This is a genomic window from Pseudomonas sp. YuFO20 (assembly GCF_035064975.1).
In the GTDB taxonomy this organism is placed as follows: Bacteria; Pseudomonadota; Gammaproteobacteria; order Pseudomonadales; family Pseudomonadaceae; genus Aquipseudomonas; species Aquipseudomonas putida_AE.
The window spans coordinates 179232-203964 of sequence record NZ_JAXDEO010000003.1 but is presented as its reverse complement, the minus strand read 5'-3'; the positions used below and the strand labels follow the sequence as shown (position 1 = coordinate 203964).

Here is a 24733-nt window from a genome sequence, read left to right as displayed (position 1 = left end):
GCAGCTCCTACATTGATCCGTGTAGGAGCTGCCGAAGGCTGCGATCTTTTGATCTTTTCGGCATAACTATTATTCAAAACCAGTCTGCCAATTACGGGCAATTTCCCTTAAGCGTTAGCGTCCTATTATGGAGAACGAGGCTGATCGCGACTAGATTTAATCAGCGCCAGACAGGCACTCTACGAAAGGATGGACTCGGCTATGAACAGGTTGCTACGCGTTGTGTTGCTGTTGAAGGTGTTGGTGATGCTGGCCCTCGGCAGTTCGGCGGTCTGGGCCGAGTGCGAGGATCATGAAACCCAGGCGTCGAGCGGGCAGGGTACCCACGGTGAGCTGATGATCGCCAAGTCCGAATCGGAACCCGGCGACAAGGGGCAGGGTGGTGCCGACAACGATGATGATTCGACCACCGATGAACCGGACTCCGACGATTCGGACGAAGGCGATAGCCAGACGTAAATGGCAGACAAAACAACCCCCTGCAGGAGCGAGCTTGCTCGCGATGGACGTCAACGATGACACGTGCTTTCAGGAAGAACGCGGCGTATTTGAGTGCATCGCGAGCAAGCTCGCTCCTACAGGAGTTCTGGGCTCAGGCTTGAAGCCCGTAGACCACTGGCCCGTGATGACCGAAGTCGATGAACGCCTCGGCGCCAACGATAATTCGAGCAGCGCTCTGGACCTTCACATCCCACGCCAACCCTCCTGAAGGACCAAAGGAAACCCACCCGGACCCGGACCGGCCGAAGCGGGTGTCATGCTCTCCATTGTGCAACAACCTGCCAGCGATGATATGCAGTGCCCGATTGTGACCGACCACGACAATCTTGCCATCCGGCTGCTGGGCCAAGGATCTCCAGAATGTTTCAGGACCGGTGTCGGTCAATACCGGACGCCCGCCATTCCACTCCTTGTCGGGGTGACCGTCTGCGGTAAATCTCATCACCATGCCGATGGTATCCAGCAGACCGCCAGCACACACCAGCTTGCCATCAGCCTGTGCGATGAGTTGACGCATTCTGAGTGAGCCATCCGATATTGCGAAGAAAGCAAACCCATCGACACCAAATTGGCTATCGATCTTCCCTTGCAGATCATAACGTGCAAGAAAGAGCTGACCGGATAAGGTGGTCCCGCCAACAACTATTTTTCCGCCTTGAATCACAACGCCATTAACACGGATGAAGTCATCCCCGTTTTCGATCTCGATAAAACCCCTATTACCGAAACCGGTATCGAGTTCACCATTACTGTGCAGGCGCACCAGCAGTGACCCTTGGGATTCACTGATGTAATAGGTGAACGACACAAGCACTTTTCCATCACCCTGCAGACAACCGTCGATCAACTCCACTTGGGAATAATCATGCTGTGCCACGGGAACAACGACACTGCCGAAGATCAGGTCAGGGCTGCCGTTGGCATTAAAGCGTCTCAGTGCTGCCCGGCGGATACCGTCGGGTTCCCGGGTCTCGCCGATCACCAGGATCCTGCGATCGTCCTGCAGTAGCAAGCGCACCGGCGTTGCCTGTTTACCGCTGACAAACTGCCACTCACCGGTGTTGCCGTCATGACCAAAGTTCGTGTCCTTGATACCGTCAAAATCAGTGCGGTACAGAGTGAAACCCTTTCCCTGCTGGGTAGCGTAGGTCAGGGCACCTTCAGCCGATAACACGACGGCCCTGACCGAGCCGGCCAGAAAGTCGGGGCGGATCTGGCCAAAATCACCAAATCCCGGGTCTAGCTGACCAGCGTTTTCGATTGTTGTTTGAATTTCCATGATGCTTGCACCTGTCCCTGTCGTTTGAATGTTTCCGGGTCTACGCCTTGTGTCGCGTGACTCTCCGACGGGATTCAAACAAAACGGCTGGGCGTGCGTAACTGTCAGAAAAGACAGTGCACTTGTGCAAACAAAAGAAAAACCCCTCCTCCCTCGATTGATGGCAATCGAAAGAGAAGGGGTTTGCCTGATTAAAGCGCCTCAGTGACCGAGGCGTTATTTACGCCGCGCCGTCGAGGAATTGCTCGGCGTAATGGCAAGCCACCTGGCGACTGTCGAGCAGGCGCAAGGACGGCTCTTCAGTGCTGCAACGCTCGGTGGCGTAAGGGCAGCGCTTGTGGAAAGCGCAGCCGGCGGGCGGGTTCAGCGGGTTGGGCAACTCGCCGACGATCTTGATTTTCGGTTTGTCCGGGTCCGGGTGGATGGTCGGCGTGGCCGACAACAGCGCCTGGGTGTACGGGTGCAGGGGACGGGTGTAGATGTCTTCCTTGGGACCCATTTCCACCGGGCGGCCGAGGTACATCACCATCACGTGGTCGGCGACGTGACGCACCACCGCCAGGTTGTGGGAGATGAACACGTAGGCGGTGTTGAACTCTTGCTGCAGGTCCATGAACAGGTTGAGCACCTGCGCCTGGATCGACACGTCCAGCGCCGAGGTCGGTTCGTCCGCCACCAGCACTTTCGGTTGCAGCATCATGGCGCGGGCCAGGGCGATCCGCTGACGCTGACCGCCGGAGAACATGTGCGGATAGCGCTGGTAGTGCTCGGGACGCAAGCCCACCTGCTTCATCATCGCCTGGACTTTCTCGCGACGTTCGGTGGCCGACAGGTTGGTGTTGATCAGCAAGGGCTCTGCCAGCTGATCACCGATTTTCTGCCGTGGGTTCAACGAGGCGTATGGGCTCTGGAACACCATCTGCACGTCTTTGCGCAGTTGCTTGCGCTGGGCCTTGTCGGCACCGGCGACTTCCTGGCCGGCGATTTTCAGGGAGCCGGAGGACGGCTCCTCGATCAGGGTCAGGGCACGGGCCAGGGTGGACTTGCCACAGCCCGACTCACCCACGACAGCGAGGGTCTTGCCGGCTTCCAGTTCGAACGACACCCCGTTGAGGGCGCGCACGGTAGCGTGACCCTTGAACAGGCCACGGGACACTTCGTAGTGACGGGTCAGGTCGCGGGCGGTAAGTACGACGGCCATTACGCCACCTCCTGGTTCAGCGGGTAGAAGCAGCGGGCGAGGCTGTTGCTTTTCGGGTCAAGGGCCGGACGCTGCACACGGCAGTTGTCCTGCACGTACGGGCAGCGCGGCGACAGCAGGCAGCCCTGCGGACGGTCGTAGCGACCGGGAACGATGCCCGGCAGGGTCGACAGGCGCGAGGCGCCCAGGCTGTGTTCCGGAATCGCCTTGAGCAGCGCTTCGCTGTACGGGTGCGCCGGAATGTCGAACAGTTGCGGCACCTGGCCGACTTCGACGGCTTGGCCGGCGTACATCACGCACACGCGCTGGGCGGTTTCGGCGACGACCGCGAGGTCGTGGGTGATCAGCACCAGGCCCATGTTCTGCTCTTTCTGCAACGCCAGCAGCAGGTCCATGATCTGCGCCTGGATCGTTACGTCCAGCGCGGTGGTCGGTTCGTCGGCGATCAGCAGTTTCGGCTCGCCGGCAATCGCCATGGCGATCGCGACGCGCTGGCTCATGCCACCGGACAGTTGGTGCGGGTAGGCGTCCATGCGGCTGGCCGCGCCCGGGATTTCCACTTTTTCCAGCAACTCGATGGCGCGCTTGCGCGCGGCCTTGCCGGACATTTTCAAGTGCAGGCGCAGCACTTCTTCGATCTGGAAACCGACGGTGTAGCTCGGGTTCAGCGCGGTCATCGGGTCCTGGAAGACCATCGACAGGTCCTTGCCGACGATCTGCCGACGCTGACGGTTGCTGAGCTTGAGCATGTCCTTGCCGTCGAAGCTGAGCGAGTCGGCGGTGACGATGCCGGGATGCTCGATCAGGCCCATCAGTGCCATCATGGTCACGGATTTACCCGAACCCGACTCGCCAACGATGGCCAGCACTTCTCCCTTGTCCACTTTCAGGTCGAGGCCATCGACCACGGGCGTGGCGTTCTTGTCGCCGAAGCGAACGTTGAGATTCTTGATTTCTAACAGTGACATTGGAATCTCCTCAGGCGGCGTTCTTGAGTTTCGGGTCCAGCGCGTCGCGCAGGCCGTCACCCATCAAGTTGATTGCCAGCACGCTGAGCAAAATGGTCAAACCAGGCAGACTGACTACCCACCAGGCGCGTTCGATGTAGTCGCGGGCCGAGGCCAGCATGGTGCCCCACTCAGGGGTTGGCGGCTGAACGCCAAGGCCGAGGAAGCCCAGTGCGGCGGCATCGAGAATCGCCGAGGAGAAGCTCAGGGTGGCCTGGACGATCAGCGGCGCCATGCAGTTGGGCAGCACGGTGACGAACATCAGGCGTGGCAGGCCGGCACCGGCCAGGCGCGCGGCGGTCACGTAGTCGCGGTTCAGTTCACCCATCACCGCGGCGCGGGTCAAACGAACGTAGGACGGCAGGGACACCACGGCGATGGCGATCACGGTGTTGATCAGGCCAGGGCCGAGGATGGCGACGATCGCCACGGCCAGCAGCAGGGACGGCAGGGCCAGCATGATGTCCATCAGGCGCATGATGGTCGGGCCGACGGCTTTCGGGAAGAAACCGGCGAGCAGGCCCAGCAGGATCCCCGGGATCAGCGACATCACCACCGACGACAAGCCGATCAGCAGCGACAGGCGCGAGCCCTGGATCAGGCGCGACAGCAGGTCGCGACCCAGTTCATCGGTACCCAGCAGGAACTGGATCTGCCCGCCTTCCAGCCAGGCTGGCGGGGTGAGCAGGAAGTCGCGGTACTGCTCGCTCGGGTCATGGGGGGCAACCCACGGGGCGAAGATGGCGCAGAAAATCACCAGCAGCATGAACATCAGGCCGGCAACGGCACCTTTGTTCCTGGAAAACGCTTGCCAGAATTCCTTGTATGGAGACGGGTACAGCAGGCTTTGATCCACGGCGGAAGCGGCGGTGGCTACTGAGGATGTTGGAGTGCTCATGGTATTGACCTCAGCGCTGATGACGGATGCGTGGGTTGGCAAAGCCGTAGAGGATGTCCACTACGAAGTTGACCAGAATCACCAGGCAGGCGATTAACAGGATGCCGTTTTGTACGACGGGGTAGTCACGGGCGCCAATGGCTTCGATCAGCCATTTGCCGATGCCCGGCCAGGAGAAGATGGTCTCGGTCAGGACCGCACCGGCCAGCAGGGTGCCGACTTGCAGGCCGACCACGGTCAGCACCGGAATCAGCGCGTTGCGCAGGCCGTGCACGAACACCACGCGCGACGGCGACAGGCCTTTGGCGCGGGCGGTACGGATGTAGTCTTCACGCAGCACTTCGAGCATCGACGAACGGGTCATGCGCGCGATCACCGCCAGCGGGATGGTGCCCAGCACGATGGCCGGCAGGATCAGGTGATGCAGGGCATCGAAGAACGCGCCGACGTCATCGGCCAGCAGCGTATCGATCAGCATGAAGCCGGTGCGCGGCTCGATGTCATAGAGCAGGTCGATCCGCCCGGACACCGGGGTCCAGCCCAGGGACACCGAGAAGAACATGATCAGGATCAGACCCCACCAGAAGATCGGCATCGAGTAGCCCGCCAGGGAGATGCCCATCACCCCATGGTCGAACAGGGACCCTCGCTTGAGGGCCGCGATCACCCCGGCCAGCAGGCCCAGGATGCCGGCGAACAGCAGGGCGGCCATGGACAGTTCCAGGGTCGCAGGGAAGAGGGAGGTGAACTCGTTCCAGACGCTTTCACGGGTACGCAGGGATTCCCCGAGATCGCCGTGGGCCAGTTTGCCGATGTAATCCAGGTACTGGGCATACAGGGGTTTGTTCAGACCTAGGCGTTCCATTGCCTGAGCGTGCATTTCCGGGTCGACTCTGCGTTCGCCCATCATGACTTCCACGGGGTCGCCAGGGATCATGCGAATCAACGCGAATGTCAGCAAGGTGATGCCGAAGAACGTGGGGATCAGTAACCCCAGTCGGCGGGCAATAAAACTAAACATCGTAAGGTGTACCTCATCAGCCGGTTAGGCGTGCCCGGCATGCCAGGGTGCGGCAATGCCGGGAGTTTCTTATCTACTTCACCTGGGTGGTGGCGAAGTTATTGGTGGTGAGCGGGCTAATCTGGTAGCCCTCTACGTTGTTGCGCATTGCGGTAAACATTCTAGTGTGTGCGAGGCTGATCCATGGCTGGTCCTGGTTAAAGATAACCTGAGCCTGTTCGTACAGCGCTGCACGCTCGGCCGGGTCGGTTTTTTCACGGGCCTGGTCAAGCAGGGCCTGGAATTTTTCATTGCACCAGCGAGCGTAGTTTTCGCCGTTCTTCGCGGCCTCGCAACTGAGCATAGGCGTCAGGAAGTTATCCGGGTCGCCGTTATCGCCCGCCCATCCGGCGGAAACCATGTCGTGCTCGCCGTTTTTCGCGCGCTTGAGCATCTCGCCCCATTCCATTACGCGGATGTCGATCTTGATCCCGACCTTGGCCAGGTCGGCCTGCATCATCTGCGCGGCAAGCATCGGGTTCGGGTTGGTTGCGCCGCCACCGTTGCGGGTGAACAGGGTGAAGGTGGTGCCTTCCGGTACGCCGGCTTCCTTGAGCAGGGCGCGGGCCTTGTCCAGGTCGCGGGTCGGGTTTTTCAGCGTGTGGTTGTAGCCCAGCAGGGTGTCCGGGTACGGGTTGACCGCCACGGTGGCATTGCCCTTGCCGAACAGCGCGTTGACCGCGGCTTCCTTGTCGAACGCGATGTCGATGGCCTTGCGCACGCGCGCATCGCTCAAGTACTTGTGCGTGGTGTTGATGGCGATGTAGGCGACGGTCATCGCGTTCATTTCCTCGACCTTCAGGTTCGAGTCTTTCTTGATGCTCGGGATGTCATCCGGCTTCGGATACAGCGCGACCTGGCATTCGTTGGCCTTGAGCTTCTGCAGGCGCACGTTGTTGTCGGTGGCGATGGCCAGGATCAGCGAATCGGCCGGCGGCTTGCCACGGAAGTAGTCCGGGTTGGCCTTGAAGCGAACCTGGGCGTCCTTGTTGTAGCGCTGGAAGACAAACGGCCCGGTGCCGATCGGTTTGCTGTTGAGGTCGCCGGTCTTGTTGGCCTTGAGCAGCTGGTCGGCGTACTCGGCCGGGTAGATCGAGGAGAACGCCATGGCGATGTCGGCCAGGAACGGCGCTTCGCGGCGGGTCAGGGTGAACTTGACCGTGTTGTCGTCGACCTTCTCGACGCTCTTGAGCAGCTCTTTGAAGCCCATGCTTTCAAAGTACGGGAAACCGACGCTCGAGAGCTTGTGCCACGGATGGTTCGGGTCCAGCTGGCGCTGGAAGCTCCAGACCACGTCGTCGGCGTTCAGGTCGCGGGTCGGCTTGAAGTATTCGGTGGTGTGGAACTTGACGCCTTTGCGCAAGTGGAAGGTGTAGGTCAGGCCGTCTTCACTGATGTTCCAGGATTCGGCCAGGGCCGGAATCACCTCGGTGGTCCCTGGTTTGAAATCCGCCAGGCGATTGAAGATGGTTTCGGCCACCGCATCGGCTGTGACTGCAGTCGTGTACTGGACCATGTCGAAGCCTTCGGGGCTGTTTTCGGTACAGACCACCAGCGGCTTGGCCGATACACCCACCGCGACGCTCAGCAAGGCGGCCGCGATGGCCGCGCGTAGGGGAAGCATTTTCATCAAGAACCCTCTGCAATCGGTTTAAGGACAATAGTCGGACGGCTGATTCGTCGCTGAATCAGCCATCCGGCGGGTGCATTTACAGGATGTTGAACGGAACCGTGGTCACCAGACGGAACTCGTTGATGCTGCCATCAGCCTGGTTTTCACTGGCGCGGTGAGCGGTGTAGGTGCCACGGATAGTGGTGGCCTTGAACGGACCGCTCTGCACGGCGTAGGTTGCACCGATGCCGTATTCGTAGTGGTGTTCGCCGTCTTGCGACTGGATACCGTCGTAGCCCTTGTCCGCCACGCCCTTGTTGCCGGTGTAGTGGGTACCGTCGATGCCCCAGCCACGTGCCTGGTAGATGTTGAACTTCAGGCCGGGTACGCCGTACTCGGCCATGTTCAGGCCGTAGGCGATCTGGAAGGACTTCTCGTTCGGGCCGTTGAAGTCCGACAGCAGGGAGTTGGCCAGGTAGATGCCGTTGGTTTCGTGCAGGTAGTCGAAGTACTCGTTACCGTTCACTTCCTGGTACGAGAAGGTCAGGGTGTGCGCCTGATGAGTCAGGCCGAACGACAGGGAGTAGGTGTCGTTGTCGATGTCGCCGATCAGTGCTTTGCCTTCTTCCTGGGTCTTGTAGTAGTTCAGGCCGGTGGTCAGGCTCAGGACCTGGCTGTCACCCAGTACGTGGGTGGCGCCGAAGTAGTACTGGTTCCAGATGTCTTCGGCCTGGGTGGCCCAGAGGCTGGTGGTCAGGCTGGCGAACGGGGTGTAGGTGATGCCGCCGGTGTAGACGTGATCGGTTTCAACGATGCCGTTGGCGTATTCGGTGCGGAACTTGCGCTGGCTTTCTTCGGTACGCGGAGAGTTGCGATCGAAGGTGGCCAGGTCGAATTGCAGGTTGTTCAGCTCTTCACTGTGGATCGCCACACCCTGGAAGCTCGAAGGCAGCGCACGGTTACCGATGACGTCGACCATCGGGCTGCTGAAGTTCTGGCGACCGGCAGTCAGGGTGGTGTTGGAAATACGCGCCTTGACGTTGGCCAGGCCCAGCTTGCTCCACTGGCCAACGGCGTCGCCGCCTTCTTCGGTCAGGGTACGGTTGTTGCCCGCGCCTGGGCGAGTGCCCGGTGCGCCACCGTTGTTGGACGCCAGGTCCTTGCGGTCCTGGTCCAGGGCGATGGCGTTGTAGGCCGCGACTTCAGTGCTGAAACCGAGGGCACCTTCGGTGAAGCCCGAGTTGTACTTGACGATCGTGCCTTGAACCCAGTTGATACGGCGGTCAGTCGGGGTCGAAACGCCGTCTTTCTTGTAGGAAAATTTGGCCCCACGTTTCAGTTGTTCGTTGGCGTACCAGTTACGGGTCGTGCCGCTGATCGACTGGCCTTCCAGGAAGCCGGTTGCTTCGCTCTGGGCGCTTTTTTCATTCAGGGTAACCGGGGTATACGCCTGGCTTTGGGTTTCAGCGTATGCCGTGGCGGTTACGCTGCTGATGGCCAGGGCCAGTATCGCAGTGCTGCTCAGTTTCATGGGTGAAGCTCCTTACTTTCTATTATTAATGCCGGTCTTTTTTGGTGATCCGGCTATTTGCTTTGGAACACTTGCACACATCGCAAACGTTTGCTGTTGACCAGAATGGCGAATGACGGCAATACGCTTGCGTGGAGGCGCAATGCGCCCCCAGCGTTTTCAGCTACACGGTTTTATTTTTCGATGCCGACACCCGAGAACACGTTGCGACCGAAGGGGCTGACCTTGAACCCTTCGACTTTGGCGCTCAACGGCTGGTTGACCGTCGAGTGGGCGACCGGCGTGATCGGTACCTGCTGCTTGAGGTACTGCTGCGCCTGTTTGTAGAGCACGGTGCGCTGGTCGCGGTCGGTCACGACCTTGGCCTGCTTGATCAGCTTGTCGTAAGCCGGATCACACCACATGGAGTAGTTGTTGCCGCCAATGGCGTCGCAGCTGTACAGCGTGCCGAGCCAGTTGTCCGGGTCACCGTTGTCGCCGGTCCAGCCGATCAGGCTGATATCGTGCTCGCCATTCTTGGTGCGCTTGATGTACTCGCCCCATTCGTAGCTGACGATCTTGACCTTGAGGCCGATCTTCGCCCAGTCAGCCTGGAGCATCTCGGCCATCAACTTGGCGTTGGGGTTGTAGGGGCGCTGTACGGGCATGGCCCACAGGGTGATTTCGGTGCCTTCCTTGACGCCGGCAGCCTTGAGCAGTTCCTTGGCTTTTTCCGGGTTGTAGGCGGCGTCCTTGATGCTGTCGTCGTAGGACCATTGGGTCGGCGGCATGGCGTTGACCGCCAGTTGCCCCGCACCCTGGTAAACGGCGTTGAGAATGCTTTGCTTGTTCACCGCCATGTCCAGCGCCTGGCGCACTTCGAGCTGGTCGAACGGCTTGTGCCGTACGTTGTAGGCGATGTAACCCAGGTTGAAGCCGGGCTTTTCGATCAACTGCAGCGCGGGGTCGTTTTTCAGCGCAGTCACGTCGGCGGGGCGCGGGTGCAGGGTGACCTGGCACTCGTTGGCCTTGAGCTTCTGCACGCGCACCGAGGCGTCGGTGTTGATGGCGAAAATCAGATTGTCGAGCTTGACCCGGCTCGGGTCCCAGTATTGCTTGTTGCCGGTGTAACGGATGTTCGAGTCTTTCTGGTAGCTCTTGAACACGAACGGCCCGGTGCCGATCGGCTTCTGGTTGATGTCGCTCGGCTTGCCTTCGGCGAGCAGCTTGTCGGCGTACTCGGCGGAGAGTATCGCGGCGAAGCTCATGGCGATGTTCTGGATGAACGCGGCGTCCACGCTGTTGAGCGTCATGACCACGGTCAGCGGCCCGGTCTTTTCGACCTTGGCGATATTCTTGTTCAGGCTCATCCCGTTGAAATAGGGGAATTCGGTCGGATAGGCCTTACGGAACGGTTGCTGCGGATCGAGCATGCGATTGAAGGTGAACAGCACGTCGTCAGCGTTGAAGTCGCGGGTCGGCGTGAAGTACTTGGTCGTGTGAAATTTCACCCCGGGACGCAGGTGAAAAGTGTACTTGAGGCCGTCCTCGGAAATATCCCAACTCGTGGCCAGGCCCGGTACGACATTGGTCGAGCCTTTTTCGAACTCGGCCAGGCGGTTGTACAGCGGTTCGGCGGCGTCGTTATCGGTCGCGGTGGTGTATTGCGCGGTGTCGAAGCCGGCGGGGCTGCCTTCGGAACAGAACACCAGGCTATTGGAGGCAGCCTGGCTCATGGACGTGGCGGCCAACAGGCCCGCGCCCAGCAATGCGGATAAAACCAAGGTATGGCGCATGACGCTCTCTCTTGTTCAGTGTTTGACAATGAGAACTCCGGGTAAAGGGAGGCCTCATCGGTCTCAAGCCATGACGTGCAGCAAAACCGATGACCCACGCATGAACTGGTCGAATCCCGACGGTATGAACCGTGGGTCCGGCAGTAAATACGAAGAGTCCTAAAGACTCGTAGGAAAAGGCGACGCGTCCTAATGCTCTGCTGTAGGCAGCAGGCGATTTGGAGGTGGGCGGATTCCTGCTTTCTCGGTCGATAACGTAACGGCGACGTCAAGAAACGTCGCCGTTACAGAACCTTATTTGCTGACGCTGACGCCGTAGAAGGAGTTCAAGCCAAACGGGCTGATCTTGAAGTCCTGCACATTGGCGCGCATGGGTTGGAACACCGTCGAGTGAGCGATAGGTGTCATTGGAACAGCATCTTTGAGGACGTGTTGCGCCTGTTTGTACAGTTCGGTGCGCTTGCCCTGGTCTGAAGTACGCTTGGCTTGTTTGACGATGTCGTCGAACTTCTTGTCGCACCACTTGGAGAAGTTGTTGCCTTCCAGCGAGTCGCAGCCGAACAGCACGTTCAGCCAGTTATCGGGATCACCATTGTCACCGCTCCAGCCAATCAGCATCGCCTGGTTCTCGCCACCTTTGGAGCGCTTGATGTACTCGCCCCACTCGTAGCTCTGGATCTTGACCTTGAGGCCGACCTTCGCCCAGTCGGACTGCAGCATTTCTGCCATCAGCTTGGCGTTCGGGTTGTATGGACGCTGGACCGGCATCGCCCACAGAACGATTTCGGTGCCTTCTTTCACACCGGCTTCCTTGAGCAGCTCCTTGGCTTTCTCAGGGTTGTACGGCGCATCCTTGATGGTGGTGTCGTAGGACCACTGGGTCGGCGGCATGGCGTTGACGGCCAGTTGGCCGGCGCCCTGGTACACGGAGTCGATGATCTGTTGCTTGTTGACGGCCATGTCCAGTGCCTGACGCACTTTCAGTTGGGCCAACGGGTTTGGCTCGTTGCTGCCCTTGACCTTGTCCATCACGTTGTAGGCGATGTAACCCAGGTTGAAACCAGCCTGGTCAGGCAGTTTCAGGGTCTTGTCTTCGCGCAGCGCTTTCAGGTCGGCTGGACGAGGGAACAGGGTGACCTGGCACTCGTTTTTCTTCAGCTTCTGGATGCGTACCGAGGGGTCGGTGGTGATGGCGAAGATCAGGTTGTCGATCTTGACGTCGTCCGGCTTCCAGTAGTCCTTGTTCCCGGTGTAGCGGATGTTGGAGTCTTTCTGGTAGCTCTTGAACACGAACGGACCAGTGCCGACCGGTTTCTGGTTGATGTCAGCGGCCTTGCCTTCTTTGAGCAGCTGGGCGGCGTACTCGGCGGACTGGATCGAGGCGAAGCTCATGGCCATGTTCTGGATGAACGCGGCATCGACGTCTTTCAGGGTGAACTTGACGGTTTTGTCGTCGACTTTATCGATCTTGGTGATGTTGGTGTCCATCCCCATGTCGGTGAAGTACGGGAATTCGGTCGGGTACGCTTTGCGGAACGGGTCATCCTTGTTAATCATGCGATTGAAGGTGAACAGCACGTCGTCCGCGTTGAACTCACGAGTCGGCTTGAAATACGGGGTGGTGTGGAACTTGACGCCTTCGCGCAGGTGGAAGGTGTAGGTCAGGCCGTCATCGGAGACGTCCCAGCTGGTCGCCAGGCCAGGAATGACGGCGGTACCGCCGCGCTCGAACTGGGTCAGGCGGTTGAACATGGTTTCGGCAGAGGCGTCGAAGTCGGTTCCGGTGGTGTATTGACCTGGATCGAAACCGGCCGGGCTCCCTTCGGAGCAGAACACCAGGTTAGTCGCAGCTTGGGCGAACGGTGCGCTAGCTAGCAAGCTGGCACCTAATAAAAACGGAATGACCGCTTGTTTAAGCATGGTGGCCTCATGATTTGTTGTCATTTTTTGATTTTGAGGACGACCTCGTGAGTCGTGCCTGCGGATACTTATGCAGGGGCCATACCCAATGCAAGATCCAGAGCGACTACAGGCATTAAACAGTGGCACGAACGTACCTTAATGTCGCATTAGTATAAAACCTGGCGCATTTGAACGTTTGCGCGGTGTTTTTGTAGTGCAACTGGCGCACCTTTATGGTGCGTTAAAGCCTTAGGCTGCCCGTGGGTGGGGCGGGGTGTTACCTATTTATACCCAGTCCTTGAGAGGGGTGTGGGGCTTAATGGGAGTGGTTATCGTTGCACTGGTATTGGTCGCGGGTTGCGAGTTGTACAAGGTGCAACTTTTCATTCCAATTTGTACGACGTCTCTGTAGGAGCTGCCGCAGGCTGCGATCTTTGCGGTCGCCGCTGAAATGCCTTTGAGAGCATAGAACAAGATCAAAAGATCGCAGCCTGCGGCAGCTTCTACAGTTTGAATTCGAAAAAAAACGGCGGTCACCTGAGTGATCGCCGTTTTTTGTATTCAGTTATCGAATCAAGGCATCAGCACTTCAATCGAGCCATCGGCCGTCATGCTGACCTGGCTGGTGCCGGCTTCCACTTCCGGGGTCACCGGAGCGGCGTCCATGCTGGCTGCTTTCATCATCATCGGGGCGCGCATGTACGGTTGCGGGTAACCATTGCTGTTGAAGTTCAGGTTGACGATTTTGTAACCCTTGCCGCCCAGGGCGTCAGTGGCCAGTTGGGCGCGGGCCTTGAAGGCCGTCACGGCCTCCTTCAGCAAGGCATCTTCGCTGGCCTTGCGGGTGGGGGTGGCGATGGCGAAATCCATGCCGCCCATTTTCAGGTCGCCGAGCAGTTCACCGGTCAGCTTGGACAGGGCCGCGAAGTCCGGGCTTTCCAGACGCAGTTCGGCACGCTCGCGCCAGCCGGTGATTTTCTGGCCCTTGGCGTCGTAGATCGGGTAGCTGTTGCGGCTGCCCTGGCGCAGGGTGATGTCCTTCACTTGCTTGGCCTGGGCCAGGGCCTTGTTCATGGTGGTGCTGACGTCCGCGGCGAGTTTGGCCGGGTCGGTGTTCTGATCTTCGGTGTAGAGGGTCACGATCATCAGGTCGCGAGCCACTTCCTGGCTGACTTCGGCGCGCAGGGAAATCTGGTTGTAGTGAAGCTCGTCGGCGGCCATGGCCGGGAGGGCGGCGAGGGTGCCGGCACTCAGGGTGAGGAGGGCGGCGCTGCGGCGGAATGTGTGCATGAAGGCTCCTGGGTGGGTGCGCAGGTTGATGTGCGGGCCTGCGTGAAACCATCAGACTCTAGCTGTGATGATCCGGTTCGCGGACTTACAACTTTTATACAGACGATTGCAGGTGGCTGCTTCGCAGCCAATCGCGGGCAAGCCACGCTCCTGCAGGGGTATGCGTTTGAGTGTGGGAGTGTGGCCGTTTGCCGCACTTTCGCCTGCCAGCCCCCGCGCTTGGTTATACTCCCGTCGATCCGCCTGGAGCGCTCATCAGGAGAGCTCATGCTCGCCCCCGTTCAAATCACTTCCGCCACACGCCAGAATCTCTGGCGGCTGACGTTCATCCGCACCCTGGTATTGGCCGCTCAAGCTGGTTCCGTGGGCCTGGCCTACTGGTTCGAGCTGCTGCCACTGCCCTGGTTCCAATTGGCCGCGACCCTCGGCTGCTCGATGTTGCTGTGTGCTTTCACGGCCATCCGGCTGCGCACCACCTGGCCGGTCACCGAGCTCGAATACGCGGTGCAACTGGCCTGCGACCTGTTTATCCACAGTGCGCTGCTGTATTTCTCGGGCGGCTCGACCAACCCGTTCGTTTCTTATTACCTGGTGCCGCTGACCATCGCGGCAGTGACCTTGCCATGGCGATATTCGGTGATTCTGTCGGGCATCGCCCTGACCATGTACACCTTGCTGCTGGCGCGCTTCTACCCGCTGCAAACCTTCCCGATTGCCCGGGAAAACCTGCAGGTGTACGGGATGTGGTTGAGCTTCGCGCTGGCGGCGGCAGTGATCACGTTCTTTGCCGCGCGCATGGCCGAAGAGCTGCGTCGCCAGGAAGAGCTGCGGGCCATTCGCCGGGAAGAAGGCCTGCGCGACCAGCAGCTGCTGGCCGTCGCCACTCAGGCGGCGGGCGCTGCCCATGAACTGGGCACGCCGCTGGCGACCATGAGCGTGTTGCTCAAGGAGATGCAACAGGATCATCCTGACCCGATGCTGCAGGATGACCTGAAAGTGCTGCAGGATCAGGTCAAGTTGTGCAAAGAGACCTTGCAACAGCTGGTTCGGGCGGCGGAGGCCAATCGCCGGCTGGCCGTGCAGATGCAGGACGTCACCGACTGGCTCGACGAAGCGCTCAATCGTTGGCACCTGATGCGTCCGGAAGCCAGTTATCGCTTCCAGCGCCTGGGCCAGGGCTCGGTGCCGCGCATGGCACCACCGCCGGACCTGACCCAGGCGTTGCTCAATTTACTCAACAACGCGGCGGATGCCTGTCCCGAAGGGCTGCAAGTGACCCTGGACTGGAATGCCGAAGACTTGACCATCAGCATCCGCGACCACGGTGCGGGCGTGCCGCTGGCCATCGCCGAGCAGATCGGCAAGCCATTTTTTACCACCAAGGGCAAAGGTTTCGGCCTGGGCCTGTTTTTGAGCAAGGCCAGCGTGACACGCGCCGGCGGCTCAGTGAAACTCTACAGTCATGAGGAAGGCGGCACGCTCACCGAGCTGCGCCTGCCCCATGGCGCCCGAGGAGACGAACATGAGTGACGAAATCCAAGTTGAAGGCGAAGAACTGCCGCATTTGCTGCTGGTCGACGACGACGCGACCTTTACCCGGGTGATGGCCCGCGCCATGGCCCGCCGTGGCTTTCGCGTCAGCACCGCCGGTTCCGCCGAAGAAGGGCTGACCATCGCCCAGGCCGATCTGCCGGACTATGCCGCGCTGGACCTGAAAATGGATGGCGACTCGGGCCTGGTGCTGCTGCCCAAGTTGCTGGAAATGGACCCGGAAATGCGCGTGGTGATCCTCACCGGTTATTCGAGCATCGCCACGGCCGTCGAGGCGATCAAGCGCGGCGCCTGCAACTACCTGTGCAAGCCGGCCGACGCCGACGACGTGCTGGCGGCGCTGCTGTCCGAACACGCCGACCTCGACAGCCTGGTGCCGGAAAACCCGATGTCCGTAGACCGCCTGCAGTGGGAACACATCCAGCGCGTGTTGACCGAGCACGAAGGCAACATCTCCGCCACCGCCCGCGCCCTGGGCATGCACCGCCGCACGCTGCAGCGCAAACTGCAGAAGCGTCCCGTTCGACGCTGAATCAACGCTGAACGAATGCGGGCCGCTCCTCGCGACAAACCGAACCGATCATCTATGATCGGTTCGTGCATGTATTTTTTCTTATCGAGCCTTATCCATGAATCAGAACGCTGAATATTCCGCGGTCAATGATGCTGTGCGCGGGCAGTTTTTTCGAAAAGTCTGGGCGATGATCACGCCTTACTGGCAGAGCGAAGAAAAGGTCAAGGCCTGGACATTGCTGATCGCCGTGATTGCGTTGTCGCTGATGAGCGTGGGCATCTCGGTGTGGTTCAACACCTGGTACAAGGATTTCTACAACGCCCTGCAGCAAAAGGACGAGGAAGCGTTCTGGCGGCTGATCCTGTACTTCTGCGCGATTGCGGCGGTGGCGATCGTCGGTGCGGTGTACCGGCTCTACCTGACGCAGATGCTGACGATTCGCTGGCGGGCCTGGCTCACCGAAAAGCATTTCGCCCGCTGGCTGGGCAACAAGAATTACTACCAGCTGGAGCAGGGCGGCTACACCGATAACCCGGACCAGCGCATTTCCGAAGACCTCAACAATTTCACCTCCGACACCTTGAGCCTGGGCGTTGGGCTGTTGCGCAATGTCGTCAGCCTGGTGTCGTTCTCGATCATCCTCTGGGGTGTGTCAGGGAGCATCGAGGTATTCGGGGTGACCATTCCCGGCTACATGTTCTGGTGCGTACTGGTCTACGCCGTGGTGGGTAGCTGGCTGACGCATTTGATCGGTCGCCGCCTGATCGGCCTGAACAACCGGCAACAACGCTTCGAAGCCGACCTGCGTTTCTCCATGGTGCGGATTCGCGAGAATGCCGAAAGCATTGCGCTGTACAACGGCGAGCCCAATGAGAACCGCCGCCTGACCCAGCGTTTCTCGATGGTCTGGCACAACTTCTGGGACATCATGAAGGTGTCCAAGCGCCTGACCTTCTTCACTTCCGGCTACGAGCAGGCCGCCATCATCTTCCCGTTCATGGTGGCCGCGCCGCGTTATCTCTCCGGCAAGATCGAACTGGGTGAGCTGATGCAGATCAGCTCGGCGTTTGGCAATGTCCAGGACAGCTTCAGCTGGTTCATCACCGCGTACCAGAGCCTCGCCTCATGGCGCGCCACCTGCGATCGTCTGCTCAGCTTCCGTCAGGCCATGACCGACAACGAGCAACGAGCGCCAGCCATTGACGTGCAGAACGCGGGCTCGGCCTTGAAGGTGCACAACCTCGGCCTCGACCTGGCCGACGGTCGCCACCTGTTGACCAGTGCCGACATGACTGTGGAGGAGGGCGAGCGCGTCATGCTCAGCGGCCGTTCCGGCAGCGGCAAGTCGACCTTGCTGCGGGCGATGGGGCACCTGTGGCCAGCGGGGCATGGCAGTATCCGGCTGCCGGCGGCGCGCTATCTGTTCCTGCCGCAAAAGCCTTACTTGCCGATTGGCACGCTGCGCGAAGCGCTGAGTTATCCACAGGCCGGCGATACCTACCCCAACGAGCGCTACGTGCACGTTCTGGAAACGTGCCGTTTGCCGCATCTGGTGGCGCGACTCGACGAAGCCAATCACTGGCAGCGCATGCTGTCGCCGGGCGAGCAGCAACGCCTGGCCTTCGCCCGTGCACTGCTTTATGCACCGCAATGGCTGTACATGGACGAAGCGACTTCGGCGATGGATGAAGAAGACGAGGCGTCGCTGTACCAGGCACTGATCGATGAGTTGCCGGGCCTGAGTATCGTCAGCGTCGGCCATCGCAGCAGCCTCAAGCGTTTCCACCCACGGCACGTTCGTATCGAGAACGGGCATTTGGTGGACCAGACCGTGACCGCCTGATGGGTGATCGTACAACCGCGTTGCGCTATGATGCGGTTTCAGCAGCCGAATTTTTCGAGACAGATGTTCACCATGGAAAACCCGAACGCCGCACCACGCCTCCCTCGCAAGCGCCGCAGCCTCGCTCAGGAACTGGTGACGGTGCTGTCCGAGCAGATCCGCGACGGTCACCTCAAGCGTGGCGACAAGTTGCCCACCGAGTCGGCGATCATGGATGCCCATGGCGTCAGCCGCACCGTGGTGCGTGAAGCGATTTCCCGTTTGCAGGCGGCGGGGCAGGTGGAAACCCGTCACGGCATCGGCACCTTCGTGCTCGACACCCCGAGCCCGAGCGGTTTCCGCATCGACCCGGCGACTGTGGTCACCCTGCGTGACGTGCTGGCGATTCTGGAACTGCGCATCAGCCTTGAAGTGGAATCCGCCGGCCTCGCCGCGCAACGCCGCAGCCCCGAGCAGTTGGCGCTGATGCGCGCGGCACTGGATGCGCTGAACGAAAGTGTTTCCCACGCCAGCGATGCCGTGGCCTCGGACTTCCAGTTCCACCTGCAGATTGCCCTGGCAACCGGCAACCGCTACTTCACCGACATCATGACTCACCTGGGTACCAGCATCATTCCGCGTACCCGCCTGAACTCCGCGCGCCTGGCCCATGACGATCAGCAGCACTACATGAATCGTCTGAGCCGCGAGCACGAAGAGATCTACGACGCCATCGCCCGCCAGGACTCCGACGCGGCGCGCGCCGCCATGCGCCTGCACCTGACCAACAGCCGCGAACGGTTGCGTCATGCCCATGAAGAGGCTGAGGCGCAGCGCGGGTAAGCGATCTACCTCGTGTCATCCATCGTCTGGGTTATCGCTATCGCCAGCAGGCTGGCTCCCACAGGAGTACGCGTTCCAATGTGGGAGCCAGCCTGCTGGCGATAGGGCCAGCGGCCATCCCCTAGATCTCTCGGTTCTTTGGGCTAATCTTCCGACAACGTATCTCCTACAAACCCGCTAGACGCCACATTCCTCTCCGCTTTTCCTATCGCTGCAAGCCTTTGAAAATCTGGGCTGGCGCTCTTCTTGTCGAACAATTTTCACCCGCAGCGATGAAATGCAGTTGACGGTTATTTTTTAAGTTGTACGATGACCTACAACTTCGGCGCAGGCTGAACGGTTTTCTCACACACAAACGTCGCTACCCAGGGTGTTCGAATAATGAATCCACAAGAACTGAAGTCCATCCTCTCTTCCGGTCTGCTGTCTTTCCCGGTCACCGATTTCAATGCCCAGGGCGATTTCAACCGCGCTGGCTACATCAAGCGTCTGGAATGGCTGGCCCCATACGGCGCCTCGGCTCTGTTCGCCGCAGGCGGCACCGGTGAGTTCTTCTCCCTGGCGGCCAGCGAATATTCGGAAATCATCAAGACTGCCGTCGACACCTGCGCCACCAGCGTGCCAATCCTCGCCGGCGTCGGCGGTTCGACCCGCCAGGCTATCGAGTACGCACAGGAAGCCGAGCGTCTTGGCGCCAAAGGCCTGTTGCTGCTGCCGCACTACCTGACCGAAGCCAGCCAGGACGGCGTCGCCGCCCACGTTGAAGCCGTGTGCAAGTCGGTCAACATCGGCGTGGTGGTCTACAACCGTAACGTCTGCCGCCTGAACGCGCCGCTGCTGGAGCGTCTGGCCGAGCGCTGCCCGAACCTGATCGGCTACAAGGATGGCCTGGGTGATATCGAGTTGATGGTGTCGATCCGTCGCCGCCTCGGTGATCGCTTCAGCTACCTGGGTGGCCTGCCGACCGCCGAAGTCTACGCCGCGGCCTACAAGGCGCTGGGCGTGCCGGTCTACTCCTCGGCGGTGTTCAACTTCATCCCGAAAACCGCGATGGATTTCTACCACGCGATCGCTCGCGAAGATCACGCCACCGTCGGCAAGATCATCGATGACTTCTTCCTGCCGTACCTGGACATCCGTAACCGCAAGGCCGGTTACGCAGTGAGCATTGTCAAGGCCGGGGCAAAAATTGCCGGCTACGACGCAGGTCCTGTGCGTGCGCCGCTGACCGACCTGACCGGCGAAGAGTACGAAATGCTCGCCGCGCTGATCGACAAGCAGGGTGCGCAGTAATACATCCGATTTAGTAAGGCCGCTGAGCGATCAGCGGCCTTTTGCGTGAGGAGATCTTAAAGTGGCAGATGCAAAGCGTTTCGATAACTACATCAATGGCGAATGGGTTGCCGGTGGCGATTACTCGGCCAACATCAACCCGTCCGAACTGACCGATGCCATCGGCGATTACGCCAAGGCTGACCTGGCCCAGGTCAACGCCGCCATCGACGCTGCCCGTGCCGCGTTCCCGGCATGGTCCACGTCCGGTATCCAGGCGCGTCACGACTCGCTGGATAAAGTCGGCACTGAAATCCTCGCCCGTCGCGAAGAGCTCGGCACCCTGCTGGCCCGGGAAGAGGGCAAGACCCTGCCCGAAGCCATCGGCGAAGTGACCCGCGCCGGTAACATCTTCAAGTTCTTCGCCGGTGAATGCCTGCGCCTGTCCGGCGACTACCTGCCGTCAGTGCGTCCTGGCGTCAACGTGGAAGTCACCCGCGAAGCCCTGGGCGTGGTCGGTCTGATCACCCCGTGGAACTTCCCGATTGCCATCCCGGCGTGGAAAATCGCCCCGGCCCTGGCCTATGGTAACTGCGTGGTACTCAAGCCTGCCGACCTGGTGCCGGGTTGTGCCTGGGCCCTGGCTGAAATCATCTCCCGTGCGGGCTTCCCGGCCGGTGTGTTCAACCTGGTGATGGGCAGCGGTCGTGTGGTTGGCGATGCACTGGTGCACAGCCCTAAAGTCGATGGCATCAGCTTCACCGGTTCCGTGGGCGTCGGTCGGCAGATCGCCGTCAGCTGCGTGTCGCGCCAGGCCAAAGTACAGCTGGAAATGGGCGGCAAGAACCCGCAGATCATTCTCGACGACGCCGACCTCAAGCAAGCGGTCGAGCTGTCGGTGCAGAGCGCGTTCTACTCCACCGGCCAGCGTTGCACGGCATCGAGCCGCTTTATCGTCACCGCCGGGATCCACGACCACTTCGTCGAAGCCATGGCCGAGCGCATGAAGTCGATCAAGGTCGGCCACGCGTTGAAAGCCGGCACCGACATCGGTCCGGTGGTGTCGCAAGCGCAGCTGGAACAGGACATGAAGTACATCGACATCGGCCAGTCCGAAGGTGCGCGCCTGGTCAGCGGCGGTGGTCTGGTGACCTGCGACACCGAGGGCTACTTCCTCGCGCCAACGCTGTTTGCCGACAGTGAAGCGTCGATGCGCATCAGCCGCGAAGAGATCTTCGGCCCTGTGGCCAACATCGTTCGCGTGGCCGATTACGAAGCCGCACTGGCCATGGCCAACGACACCGAATTCGGCTTGTCCGCGGGCATCGCCACGACTTCGTTGAAATACGCCAACCACTTCAAGCGCCACTCCCAAGCCGGGATGGTGATGGTCAACCTGCCGACCGCCGGCGTGGATTACCACGTTCCGTTCGGTGGGCGTAAAGGTTCATCCTATGGATCACGTGAGCAAGGTCGCTATGCGCAAGAGTTCTACACGGTCGTGAAAACGTCCTACGTCGGCTCCTGATACACCGCAATACCCCTGTAGGAGCTAGCGCAGGCTGCGATCTTTGCTTTTAAAGATCAAAAGATCGCAGCCTCGTTTCACTCGTCAGCTCCTACAGGGTGAACCAAAGATTCACCCCGCATAAAAATAATCAGTGGGAGTACATCTACATGCAATCGACCAAGAAGCCGACTCACGTCCGCTATCTGATCCTGCTCATGCTGTTTCTGGTGACCACGATCAACTACGCCGACCGCGCCACCATCGCCATCGCCGGCTCCAGCCTGCAGAAAGACCTCGGCATCGACGCAGTCACCCTCGGCTACATCTTCTCCGCATTCGGTTGGGCCTACGTGGCCGGGCAAATTCCCGGTGGCTGGCTGCTGGACCGTTTCGGTTCGAAAAAAATCTATGCCTTGAGCATCTTCACCTGGTCGCTGTTCACCGTGTTGCAGGGTTATGTCGGCGAGTTTGGCATGTCCACGGCGGTGGTCGCGCTGTTCATGCTGCGCTTCCTGGTGGGTCTGGCCGAAGCGCCATCCTTCCCCGGCAACGCACGCATCGTCGCGGCCTGGTTCCCGACGGCTGAACGCGGCACCGCTTCGGCAATCTTCAACTCGGCGCAATACTTCGCCACCGTGTTGTTCGCGCCACTGATGGGCTGGATCGTCTACAGCTTCGGCTGGCAGCACGTGTTCATCGTCATGGGCGTGATCGGCATCATCTTTTCGGGCATCTGGCTGAAAGTGATCTACAGCCCACGCCAGCACCCGATGATCAATGACGCCGAGTTCAAGCACATCGCCGACAACGGCGGCATGGTCGACATGGACCAGGACAAGGGCAAAGGCAAGAAGACTGACGGCCCGAAATGGGACTACATCCGCCAACTGCTGACCAACCGCATGATGCTCGGCGTGTACCTGGGCCAATACTGCATCAACGGCATCACCTACTTCTTCCTGACCTGGTTCCCGGTGTACCTGGTGCAGGAGCGCGGCATGACCATCCTCAAGGCTGGTTTCATCGCCTCGTTGCCGGCGATCTGCGGCTTCATCGGCGGTGTGCTCGGCGGGGTGATTTCCGACTACTTGCTGCGCAAGGGCCATTCCCTGACCTTCGCCCGCAAGGCGCCGATCATCGCCGGCCTGCTGGTGTCCAGCAGCATCGTCGCCTGCAACTACGTGGACGTTGAATGGATGGTCGTGGGCTTCATGGCCCTGGCGTTCTTCGGCAAAGGCGTGGGTGCATTGGGTTGGGCCGTGGTGTCCGATACTTCACCGAAGCAGATCGCCGGTTTGAGCGGTGGCCTGTTCAACACCTTCGGTAACCTGGCCTCGATCACCACGCCAATCGTCATCGGTTACATCATCAGCTCCACGGGTTCGTTCAAGTGGGCGTTGGTGTTTGTCGGTTGCAACGCACTGGTCGCGGTGTTCAGCTATCTGGTCATCGTCGGTCCGATCAAGCGAGTGGTGCTCAAGGAGCCGCCGGTAAACGGTCCTGAAGCATCCGGTAAATTGTCTCAAGCGCATTCCTGAGGAGCGGCGTCATGCAGTTGATTGAACATTCCGACTCGCCGCGTTACATCCGCCTGCACGAGCGGGACAACGTGGTGATCGTGGTCAATGACCAGGGTGTACCGGCCGGTACCGAGTTCCCGGATGGCCTGGTCACCGTGGACTTCGTGCCACAGAGCCACAAGGTCACCCTTGAAGACATTCCCGAGGGTGGCCAGGTGATTCGCTACGGCCAGGTCATCGGCTACGCCCTGCAGCCGATTCCCCGTGGCAGTTGGGTCAAGGAAGATCAACTGCGCATGCCGACCGCGCCGCCGCTGGACAGCCTGCCGCTGTCCACCGAAGTGCCGGCCGCGCAGGCACCGCTGGAAGGTTATACGTTCGAGGGTTATCGCAACGCCGACGGTACGGTCGGCACGCGCAACATCCTGGGTATCACCACCACGGTGCAGTGCGTGACGGGTGTGCTGGATCATGCGGTCAAGCGCATCAAGGACGAGTTGCTGCCCAAGTACCCGCACGTCGATGACGTGGTGGCGCTGACCCACAGCTATGGCTGCGGTGTGGCAATCACCGCCACCGACGCGTACATCCCGATCCGCACCGTGCGCAACCTGGCGCGCAACCCGAACCTGGGCGGCGAAGCCCTGGTGATCAGCCTGGGCTGCGAGAAATTGCAGGCCGGGCAGGTGATGCACGAGGACGATGCCTCGGTGGACTTGAGTGAGCCGTGGCTGTATCGCCTGCAGGATTCCAGCCACGGTTTTACCGAGATGATCGAGCAGATCATGGAACTGGCTGAGGCCCGCCTGAAGAAGCTCGACCAGCGCCGCCGGGAAACCGTACCGGCGTCGGAACTGATCCTCGGCATGCAGTGTGGCGGTAGTGATGCGTTTTCCGGGATCACCGCCAACCCGGCCCTGGGTTATGCCTCGGACCTGTTGCTGCGTGCCGGTGCGACGGTGATGTTCTCCGAAGTGACCGAAGTGCGCGACGCGATCTACCTGCTGACCTCCCGCGCGAAAACCGAGGGCGTCGCGCAGGAGCTGGTGCGGGAAATGGATTGGTACGACCGTTATCTGGCCAAGGGTGAGGCGGACCGCAGCGCCAACACCACGCCGGGTAACAAGAAGGGCGGGTTGTCGAACATCGTCGAGAAGTCCCTGGGTTCGATCGTCAAGTCCGGCAGCAGCGCTATCACGGGTGTTCTCGGCCCTGGCGAGCGGTTCAAGGAAAAAGGCCTGATCTTCTGCGCGACCCCGGCCAGTGACTTTGTCTGCGGTACGTTGCAACTGGCGGCGGGGATGAACCTGCATGTGTTCACCACGGGGCGCGGTACGCCTTATGGACTGGCCATGGCACCGGTGGTGAAAGTGTCGACCCGGACGGAACTGGCGCAGCGCTGGCCGGACCTGATCGACATCGACGCCGGGCGCATTGCCACCGGGCGCGCGTCCATTGAGGAGCTTGGCTGGGAGTTGTTCCACTACTACCTGGATGTGGCCAGCGGCAAGCAGCAGACCTGGGCTGAAAAGCACAAGCTGCATAACGATATCACCTTGTTCAACCCGGCGCCGATTACCTGATACCGCGTTATCGTTCATCGCCAGCAGGCTGGCTCCCACAGTGATCTTCGGTGATTGCACAT

The 24733-nt window shown here is 60.3% G+C and carries 19 protein-coding genes; 9 read left to right on the top strand and 10 right to left on the bottom strand.

Annotated elements, in window-relative coordinates; translation table 11 throughout:
* The first annotated feature begins 201 nt into the window (after positions 1–201).
* The gene (locus SOP85_RS03220; protein WP_323605509.1) at positions 202–459 is read left to right on the top strand and encodes a hypothetical protein; all 258 of its coding nucleotides are present in this window, start codon (positions 202–204) and stop codon (positions 457–459) included.
* Positions 460–592: 133 nt separating this feature from the next.
* Here SOP85_RS03220 and SOP85_RS03215 read toward each other — a convergent pair whose 3' ends face one another.
* The 10 genes from SOP85_RS03215 to SOP85_RS03170 all read right to left on the bottom strand — a co-directional run bounded on the left by SOP85_RS03215 (position 593) and on the right by SOP85_RS03170 (position 14056).
* Positions 593–1780: a hypothetical protein gene (locus SOP85_RS03215; RefSeq protein WP_323626040.1), complete on the bottom strand. Its 1188-nt coding sequence runs from the start codon at positions 1778–1780 to the stop codon at positions 593–595.
* 220 nt (positions 1781–2000) lie between these two features.
* Positions 2001–2981, bottom strand: a complete 981-nt coding sequence (locus SOP85_RS03210) for a peptide ABC transporter ATP-binding protein (protein ID WP_323626039.1) — start codon at positions 2979–2981, stop codon at positions 2001–2003.
* The gene (locus SOP85_RS03205) at positions 2981–3949 is read right to left on the bottom strand and encodes an ABC transporter ATP-binding protein (RefSeq protein WP_274074041.1); all 969 of its coding nucleotides are present in this window, start codon (positions 3947–3949) and stop codon (positions 2981–2983) included. Before SOP85_RS03205 ends, SOP85_RS03210 begins: the two co-directional genes overlap by 1 nt.
* Before the next feature lie 10 nt (positions 3950–3959).
* Positions 3960–4886, bottom strand: coding sequence for an ABC transporter permease subunit (locus SOP85_RS03200; RefSeq protein WP_323626037.1), 927 nt, complete (start codon positions 4884–4886; stop codon positions 3960–3962).
* Positions 4887–4896: 10 nt separating this feature from the next.
* Entirely contained in the window at positions 4897–5907 is a 1011-nt protein-coding gene (locus SOP85_RS03195; protein ID WP_274074039.1) for an ABC transporter permease subunit, read from the bottom strand.
* A 73-nt stretch (positions 5908–5980) separates the two neighbouring features.
* Positions 5981–7576: an ABC transporter substrate-binding protein gene (locus SOP85_RS03190; protein WP_323626036.1), complete on the bottom strand. Its 1596-nt coding sequence runs from the start codon at positions 7574–7576 to the stop codon at positions 5981–5983.
* 79 nt (positions 7577–7655) lie between these two features.
* Positions 7656–9089, bottom strand: coding sequence for an OprD family porin (locus SOP85_RS03185; protein ID WP_274074037.1), 1434 nt, complete (start codon positions 9087–9089; stop codon positions 7656–7658).
* 173 nt (positions 9090–9262) lie between these two features.
* On the bottom strand, positions 9263–10864 hold the full coding sequence (locus SOP85_RS03180) for an ABC transporter substrate-binding protein (protein ID WP_323626035.1): 1602 nt from the start codon (positions 10862–10864) through the stop codon (positions 9263–9265).
* A 294-nt stretch (positions 10865–11158) separates the two neighbouring features.
* Positions 11159–12784, bottom strand: coding sequence for an ABC transporter substrate-binding protein (locus tag SOP85_RS03175; protein WP_212625801.1), 1626 nt, complete (start codon positions 12782–12784; stop codon positions 11159–11161).
* Positions 12785–13339: 555 nt separating this feature from the next.
* Positions 13340–14056: an SIMPL domain-containing protein gene (locus SOP85_RS03170; protein ID WP_323626034.1), complete on the bottom strand. Its 717-nt coding sequence runs from the start codon at positions 14054–14056 to the stop codon at positions 13340–13342.
* A gap of 267 nt (positions 14057–14323) precedes the next feature.
* Between SOP85_RS03170 and SOP85_RS03165 the strand changes: the two genes are divergently transcribed.
* The 8 genes from SOP85_RS03165 (at position 14324) to garD (ending at position 24671) form a co-directional block, all read left to right on the top strand.
* The gene (locus SOP85_RS03165) at positions 14324–15586 is read left to right on the top strand and encodes an ATP-binding protein (protein WP_274074034.1); all 1263 of its coding nucleotides are present in this window, start codon (positions 14324–14326) and stop codon (positions 15584–15586) included.
* Entirely contained in the window at positions 15579–16139 is a 561-nt protein-coding gene (locus SOP85_RS03160) for a response regulator transcription factor (protein ID WP_008057484.1), read from the top strand. The genes SOP85_RS03165 and SOP85_RS03160 overlap by 8 nt, the downstream gene beginning before the upstream one ends.
* 97 nt (positions 16140–16236) lie before the next feature.
* Positions 16237–17964 (top strand): ABC transporter ATP-binding protein/permease, encoded by a 1728-nt coding sequence (locus SOP85_RS03155; protein ID WP_323626033.1) that lies wholly within the window; start codon positions 16237–16239, stop codon positions 17962–17964.
* A gap of 72 nt (positions 17965–18036) precedes the next feature.
* Positions 18037–18786 (top strand): FadR/GntR family transcriptional regulator, encoded by a 750-nt coding sequence (locus SOP85_RS03150; RefSeq protein ID WP_274074032.1) that lies wholly within the window; start codon positions 18037–18039, stop codon positions 18784–18786.
* 381 nt (positions 18787–19167) lie between these two features.
* Positions 19168–20079, top strand: coding sequence for a 5-dehydro-4-deoxyglucarate dehydratase (kdgD, locus tag SOP85_RS03145; RefSeq protein WP_020796617.1), 912 nt, complete (start codon positions 19168–19170; stop codon positions 20077–20079).
* Positions 20080–20140: 61 nt separating this feature from the next.
* Positions 20141–21586: an aldehyde dehydrogenase family protein gene (locus SOP85_RS03140; RefSeq protein ID WP_323626032.1), complete on the top strand. Its 1446-nt coding sequence runs from the start codon at positions 20141–20143 to the stop codon at positions 21584–21586.
* Between the two features lie 149 nt (positions 21587–21735).
* The gene (locus SOP85_RS03135) at positions 21736–23106 is read left to right on the top strand and encodes an MFS transporter (protein ID WP_274074030.1); all 1371 of its coding nucleotides are present in this window, start codon (positions 21736–21738) and stop codon (positions 23104–23106) included.
* Between the two features lie 11 nt (positions 23107–23117).
* Entirely contained in the window at positions 23118–24671 is a 1554-nt protein-coding gene (gene garD, locus SOP85_RS03130; RefSeq protein ID WP_323626031.1) for a galactarate dehydratase, read from the top strand.
* Positions 24672–24733 lie beyond the last annotated feature (62 nt).